The sequence below is a fragment of the Streptomyces sp. NPDC002793 genome, from assembly GCF_040295485.1.
GTDB lineage: Bacteria > Actinomycetota > Actinomycetes > Streptomycetales > Streptomycetaceae > Streptomyces.
In genome coordinates this window covers 1-6,482 of the sequence record NZ_JBEOVL010000100.1, presented here as the reverse complement: position 1 = coordinate 6,482, position 6,482 = coordinate 1, and the positions used below count along the sequence as shown (strand labels likewise).

Here is a 6,482-nt window from a genome sequence, read left to right as displayed (position 1 = left end):
GACGTGCACACCGTCGGCAAACCCGGCCCCGCAAAGCGACGAACAAAGAAGTCAACGACCCCACGCCCACGCCGCACAGGTTAAAGATCAAGCTAAGGGGTCCCGCAATTCCCGGTGGATCAGCGCGCGGAGTCAGATGCGGTGCATCGCAAGGCGGAGGGACGTCCGCATACTGGATGTATGGGGATGTTCCGACAACGCGGCGAGGTGCCGTAGCTGTCGTCGGGCGCCCGCCGGGAAGTGCGGGACAGCCCTTTAGCGGGCCGGGAACCGCTCGTAGTGGACGAGTTCGACCAGGAGTTCCGTAGGCTCCGGCAGGTACATGAAGGCCACGCTCATGCCGGGCCGGGCCCCGCGGCAGGGTTCGGCGTCGAGCGCCAGGAGACCTTGGTCGCGCAGCCTGCCCATCTCGTGGCCAAGGTCGTCCACGACGAGGGCGAGGTGGTAGAGGCCCGGCCCCTGCTGGTCGAGGCGCCCGTCGACAGCGGAGCCGGGGCCGGCCGGGGAGACCAGCTCGATCTCCGTACCCAAGGGGAGTCCCGGCAGACCCCAGAACTCGCAGTCGACCCGGTAGGCGGCGGCGGTGCCGTGATCGGTCCTGGCCAGGCCGAGCGCCGCGAGCTGGGCGCCGGCCCTGGCGGGGTCGGCGGTGACGAGCCCGACGTGGTCGATCCCTATGATCATGGCCGGGCTCCTCGTCTGCGACGGCGGTCATCCGGCGGGGGTGGCCCTGGCGGCGAGGTGCCGGGTGATCTCGGCTGCCAGCTCCCCGACCGTCTCGATCTTCATGTAGCGGCGCAGGTCGAGCCGGACTCCGTAGGTCTGCTCGATGTTGGCGAGCAGACGCACGGCCACCAGGCTGCCCCAGCGGCCGAGCCCCACGAAACGCGAGTCGGCGGTGATCTTGTCCGCCGGGTGCCGGCTGACGCGGGATACGAGGCCGGGCAGAGTGGTCATCACGTCAGACATGATCGAGAGTCTCCTTGGGAGTGAGGGCGATCCAGTCAGGGGTCAGGGGCGGGAGCTCGTCGAGCCGTGCCAGGTAGCACCTGGGGCCGTTTCCGACGGGGTCCCGCTCTCGACAGGAGAGACCCGCCTCGGGGTAGAGGAGCGCCGCCTGGCCGTTGCGTCCTGTCGGGGTGAAGTCCGCTTCCAGCAGGGTGGCTCCCTCCGCCCTGGCTCGGTCGGCGACGTATTGGAGCACGGCCCGTTCGACACCCCGGGAGAGGACCCGGCAGCTCAGGACCATGTTCCGCACCTTCCAGCGTTCGGGACCGCGGTCCAGCCACACTCCGCCGACCACACCTTCGGCACCGAAGCGGTCGGTCACCTCCACGGTGAGCACGGAGTGGTCGGCCGAGCCGGCCATCCTGCGGGTGCGCGCCTCCCCGTGGGCCGTGCCGGTCATGTTGAACTGGTTGGTGCGGCCCTCCAGCTGGACGAGACGTGGCAGGGTGAACTCGTCCGCCGGGCCCACCAGGACCTGGATGTCCAGGCCCATGAGGTACTCCTCGACCGAGCCCTGAGCGGCACCGAACCGGTGTCTCGCACGCCGCCTCCGGTAGAGGGTGGTGCGCTCGGTGTCGGTGGCGGTGCTGTCCAACTGGGCGAAGCGGGCCGGGGCGAGGACCTCCGAGGAGTGGCCCGCGGGGTCACCCTCCAGATGCACGACGTCCACCTGGGGCAGCGAGCGCCGGACGAGGCCGCACTCGAAGGCGCTGTCGTCGGCGAAAACGAACGCGTCCAGCCCCAGGGAGAGTTCCTCGGCCAGGGCGGCGATGCGGGTGTCCTTGGGCTGCCAGTCGGCCAGCACGGCGACGAAGTCGTCCGGCCGCAGCACCATGTCCGGATGGCCGGCCAGAACCGTGTGCACCAGGCCGGCGTCGTTCTTGCTGCACACGGCGAGCAGCACCCCCTGGCGCCGCAGGGCGAGGGCCCGGCGCTGGAGGTCGGTGTAGCAGTCCCCCGGGTACATGGTGCCCAGTTCGATGCCGGCCGGGCCGTCGTCGCCGACGACTCCTCCCCACAGGGTGTTGTCCAGATCGAGCACGAGGACCTTGCGGCCGAGGCCGGTGACGGCGCGGGCGAAGGCCGCCGCCTCCCGGGCGAAGACGAGTTCGACGTGCGGCGTCCACGCCATCCGGCCGAATCGGTAACGCCGTTCGTCACGCAGCGGTCCCGGGACGTCGGCGAGCGCCGCCTCCAGGTCGAAGGCGTACACCCCGGCGTGTTCCTCGCCCGCCCGCAGCAGCAGGGTGTTGGCGTCGCGCCATGTCCGGCCGAGCGCGGCCCTGGAGCGGTAACCGATCACACTGTCCCGGTCGGGGCGGGGCAACGGCACGGTGTGCAGCAGGACGGCGGAACCGGTGCGCTCCGCGAAGCCTGCCGCTGCCGTGCCGGCGGCGGCAGCCCCTGCGAGGAGGACTTCGCGTACCCCGTCCGGATCGGACGGGTCCCAGTCGGCGGGGAGCAGTGAGCCGGAGTCCAGGAGGCAGAGTGTCACCTCGGGCCGGAAGGCCGCCAGAGCGGAAGCCGGGTCGGTGAGCTGGTCGCCGAGCCGGTCGTAGGGGCAGAGGTGGATCTCGGCATCGAGGCCGGAGGCCAGCAGCGCGGTCCGCAGGAGCGGCACCACTCCGTCGGCGGTGAAGGTGGCGGCGACGGCGACACGCAGGGGTGACGTGCGGCGCGACGCGGCGCGGGAGACCCGCGCCGCGGTGACGCCTTCCAGCAGGAGGCCCGCCTCGCAGAGCAGCAACGGGTCGACGGTCCGGGTGAGCCGGTCCCCGAGGTCCGAGTCGGTCGCCTCCGGGGCCCGGAGCAGGGCTTCGACGCGTTCGAGCAGATCGTCGGCCGGAGCGGGCCGGAGCGGGCCGGAGCCGGTCATACCGCGCCGGCCGGCCACTGGGGGCTCTCCAGGATCTCGACCAGGGCGCAGGCGTAGGTGAATCCCATTCCGATGCCGCACAGGGCGACCCGGTCGCCCGGACCGACCTCCCCCGTCTCCAGGAGGTGGGTGAGGCCGGCGATCTGGTCGGCGGCGCCGATGTGGCCGACCCTGCGGCCCCACTCCCAGGTGGTCTTCTCCTCGTCTATCCCGAACATCTCCCGGAAGTCGACGTCGTCCAGGGTACGGCCGACATTGGTGAGCACCCAGCGGTCGATGTCCCCCGCTTGCAGTCCGGCGTCGGCGAGCGCGACGGAGACGCTCTCCTGCTGCCGTTCGGTGAGCGACTGGACGATCTTGAGCAGGAGCTCACCGTTGTCGACGAGGTAGTCGTCACGCCGGGACCTCAGGTCGACGGCCCCGTCCCCGGGAGCCTCCTCCTCGAAGGGACGGTTGCCGAGGTAGACGGCGCCGTAGGTGCCGTCGCTGATCACGGCTGTCGACAGGAGCCGGGCCACCCCGCCGGCCCGGGACAGCACCAGGCCGGTGCCGCCGTCGCCGAACACGACTCCCTTGTCGGAGCGGTACCGGTCGAAGGCGGGCAGAGCGAAGACGTCGCTGGTGGTGAGCAACGCGGCCGAGGTGTCGGAGCAGTTGGCGAGGTAGGCCGCCGCGACCTCCACGGCGGCCAGCCCTCCGTTGGAGTACTGCTTGACCTCGATCGCGGCGGCGGTGCCGCCGACGGTGCGGCCCTGGACGTAGGAGGCCGGGGCGAAGTGGTCGAGGCCCTGGTAGTTGCAGCTGGAGTGGACGACCAGGGCGATGTCGTCGGCCGCCGTGCTCCGGTCCATCACCAGACCGCCGGCCTTCACGGCGAGCTCCACCGCAGGCCCCTCGTCGATGACGCTGATGGACAGGAAGCCGTCCGCGGCGGCCTCGTCGCCGTCGTAGCGGCCCTCTGCCACCGCGTCCACGGTCTGCTCCCTGCGGCCGAGCACGGCCGCGCAGGCATTGACATAGATTCCGTTCCACCGCATGGGACTCGGTCTCCTTCCTAGTTGTCGCCCCGGTCCCCGTCCGTCCCCTGTCGGACCGGTCCGTGGCCGTGGGCATCACCCGATTCAGGTCAGCGGCCGGTCACCGCGCGCCTTCCCTCTCGCTCTCGGCGACGGGCTCGCTCCCGTCGGTCCGGGCGCCGCCCATCAGGTGGCAGCCGGTGCCCGCCCCGTCCAGGGGGTCGTCGGTGCCGGACCGCGGTGTCACGTCGAAGGTCCGCGTGATGAAGGCCTGCAGTTCCGCGCTCGCACCGCGCGCCATGTCGGCGGCGGCCAGTTCGCGGTCGGCCTCGTCGAGGTCCTGCGACAGCTTGAACCTGCCGGTCAGTTCGTGGACGTCGACCTCGAAGCCGACGACCTGGTCGCGCAGTCGGTCGATCCGCTCGTCGTCGGGGTGCAGCCAGTAGGCGGCGGTCTCCCCTTCTGCCTGTGCGCACAGACCGTTGAAGACGCGCATCAGCTCGTCCCGGCCGGAGAACAGCCTGGCGCGGCCGCGGGCGTGGACCGCCATCGAGTTCCAGGTGGGCAGCTTGTCCGCCTTCAGCACATCCGGCGAGAGGTAGGAGTTGGGTCCGTGGAAGACGATGGTGACCGGGCGGTCGCGCAGGAGTTCCACCTGCGGATTGGACCGGTCGAGGTGGCCGATGAGCATGCCGTACTGCCCGCCCCGGTCGCGTTCGACCACCAGTGGGACATGGGTCACCAGGACGCGTGCGTCCCGGTCGGCGGAGATGACCGTGGCGAAGTTGAACCGCTCCATCACTGACCGGATCCGGTCCAGGTTCTTCTCCACGTAGAGGCTCGGCGGGTAGGGGCCGGGCTCCGTGAGGTCCGCCGGGCGTCCGGCGGGCAGCCGGCCGCGGATGTCGTCGAAGATCTGCTGGGACCTGAAGGGCAGCAGCGACAGCAGCGTGTCACCGATGCCGTACGCGGACTCCGCGTACCCCTGGACGTAGAAGCCGGCGGTGAACCGCTCGTCGGTGTGCACCCGGCAGTCGGACGAGACGACCAGTCCACCCGAGTCGTCGCGCCGGAGCAGAGGGAGGAGTTCACCGAACACGGCGGGGGCCAGCTCGCGGGTGTAGCCGGTGGCGAGCACGAGGCCGTCGCAGACCGCCGTCCGGTCGGGGCCGTCCGTCCGGTCTCGCACCTCGACACTCAGCCGCCCGTCGTCCTCGACGACACGGGTGACGTCCGAGGAGCGGTGCACCACGAGCCGTGGGGTGCCCCGGACCTCGTCGGCGTAGGTGATGTCGTAGAGCTCGTCGAGGTAACCCGCTTCCACGGCACCGTAGTTGGTGTTGCGCAGTTGGGCCCTGAACGTGTCCCGCCGGCGGGCCTCGGCGGCGTAGAACTCCTCGGAGTTGTGCCGGTAGAACTGCTCGTTCGCGAAGGGGTTGTTGTCGGTGGCCCGCAGCGCATAACCGGGGACGAAGAGATGGACCCGCGCCTTCGGGTAGGTCCTGAGCATATGGGCGGCGATCTCGGCGGCGCTCTGGCCGTCGCCCACCACCCCCAGGTCGAGGGCCGCGTCGTGGTCCGGGAACCGTTCGGGAAAGGTGCCCAGGAACGCGCTGGAGTGGATGACCGACGGCGCGTCGCATATCTGTCCCGGCGCTCCGCGGCGAGGAGTGCCGCCCCCCGCGTGGACGACGTTGCGGGCGTAGAAGTGGTGGAGCTCACCGGTCCGCACGTCACGCACCCGGACGTCGAGCAGGTCCAGTGTCTCCGAGCCGGGGCCCGCCACCGGGACCACCTCGACGACCTCGGACTCGTACCTCACCACCTGGCGGAAGTGATCGGCGACCCAGCTCAGATAGTCCTGGTACTCGAGGCGGGTCGGCCTGTTCACGCCGACGTTGATGAACTTCTCGAGCCTGCCCTTGGCCTTGAGGTAGGAGAGAAAGGTGTAAGGACTGGACAGGTTCCGCAGCGAGACCAGGTCCTTGAGGTAGGAGATCTGCATCCTGGCGCCTTCGAGCAGCATGCCCGGGTGCCAGCGGACGCCGGTGTTGCGTTCCAGGAAGAGGCAGCTCCGTCCGGGGTCGATCTCCTCGGCGGCGATCGCCAGGGCCAGGTTGGAGGGCCCGAAGCCCACACCGATCAGGTCGTAGGGATCGGCCGGGCCGGTTCCGCGGGCGGGCCCGGAGACGGTTTCGGCGGCCGGCCGGCCGTTCGCACAGGGGGAAACAGCACCTGTCTTGATTGGCATGCTCACAGCACTCCTATGGTCCGGGTCTCGGTGAACGCCGCGATGGCCGCCACAGTGGGGTCCTCGAAGAACATCTGCGGCGGAACCTCGACACCCATCTCGTCCCTCATGCGGGCGACGAGTTGGGTGACGAGGAGGGAGTGACCGCCGAGGTCGAAGAAGTTGTCGTGCACACCGACACGGTCCAGATGCAGCACCTCCTGCCAGATACCGGCCAGAACCTCCTCGGCCGGAGACGACGGAGCCGCGTACTCCTCCACCGGCCCACCCACCTCCGGCCGCGGCAGAGCCGCCCGGTCCACCTTCCCGTTCGGCGTACGAGGCAGAGCAT

The 6,482-nt window shown here is 70.4% G+C and carries 6 protein-coding genes; all 6 read right to left on the bottom strand.

Annotated elements, in window-relative coordinates; translation table 11 throughout:
• Nucleotides 1–255: 255 nt before the first annotated feature.
• Nucleotides 256–684 (bottom strand): VOC family protein, encoded by a 429-nt coding sequence (locus tag ABT001_RS35535; RefSeq protein ID WP_351285793.1) that lies wholly within the window; start codon nucleotides 682–684, stop codon nucleotides 256–258.
• A gap of 27 nt (nucleotides 685–711) precedes the next feature.
• Nucleotides 712–969: an acyl carrier protein gene (locus ABT001_RS35530; RefSeq protein ID WP_351285791.1), complete on the bottom strand. Its 258-nt coding sequence runs from the start codon at nucleotides 967–969 to the stop codon at nucleotides 712–714.
• Nucleotides 962–2,902 carry an HAD-IIIC family phosphatase gene (locus ABT001_RS35525; RefSeq protein WP_351285789.1) on the bottom strand — a complete coding sequence of 647 codons (1,941 nt, stop codon included), beginning with the start codon at nucleotides 2,900–2,902 and terminating at the stop codon, nucleotides 962–964. Before ABT001_RS35525 ends, ABT001_RS35530 begins: the two co-directional genes overlap by 8 nt.
• A complete protein-coding gene (locus ABT001_RS35520; RefSeq protein WP_351285787.1) occupies nucleotides 2,881–3,921 on the bottom strand; it encodes a ketoacyl-ACP synthase III family protein in 1,041 nt (346 codons plus the stop codon). Before ABT001_RS35520 ends, ABT001_RS35525 begins: the two co-directional genes overlap by 22 nt.
• Nucleotides 3,922–4,021: 100 nt before the next feature.
• The gene (locus tag ABT001_RS35515; RefSeq protein WP_351285786.1) at nucleotides 4,022–6,151 is read right to left on the bottom strand and encodes a SidA/IucD/PvdA family monooxygenase; all 2,130 of its coding nucleotides are present in this window, start codon (nucleotides 6,149–6,151) and stop codon (nucleotides 4,022–4,024) included.
• A gap of 2 nt (nucleotides 6,152–6,153) precedes the next feature.
• Nucleotides 6,154–6,482, bottom strand: a 329-nt coding sequence (locus ABT001_RS35510) for a phosphopantetheine-binding protein (RefSeq protein ID WP_351285784.1), incomplete at its 5' end; no start/stop codon positions are given.

Bases quoted from the DNA above. Each gene is read 5' to 3' on its own strand.
- ABT001_RS35535 (WP_351285793.1), bottom strand. From the start codon at position 684: ATGATCATAGGGATCGACCACGTCGGGCTCGTCACCGCCGACCCCGCC.
- ABT001_RS35520 (WP_351285787.1), bottom strand. From the start codon at position 3,921: ATGCGGTGGAACGGAATCTATGTCAATGCCTGCGCGGCCGTGCTCGGC.
- ABT001_RS35515 (WP_351285786.1), bottom strand. From the start codon at position 6,151: ATGCCAATCAAGACAGGTGCTGTTTCCCCCTGTGCGAACGGCCGGCCG.
- ABT001_RS35530 (WP_351285791.1), bottom strand. From the start codon at position 969: ATGTCTGACGTGATGACCACTCTGCCCGGCCTCGTATCCCGCGTCAGC.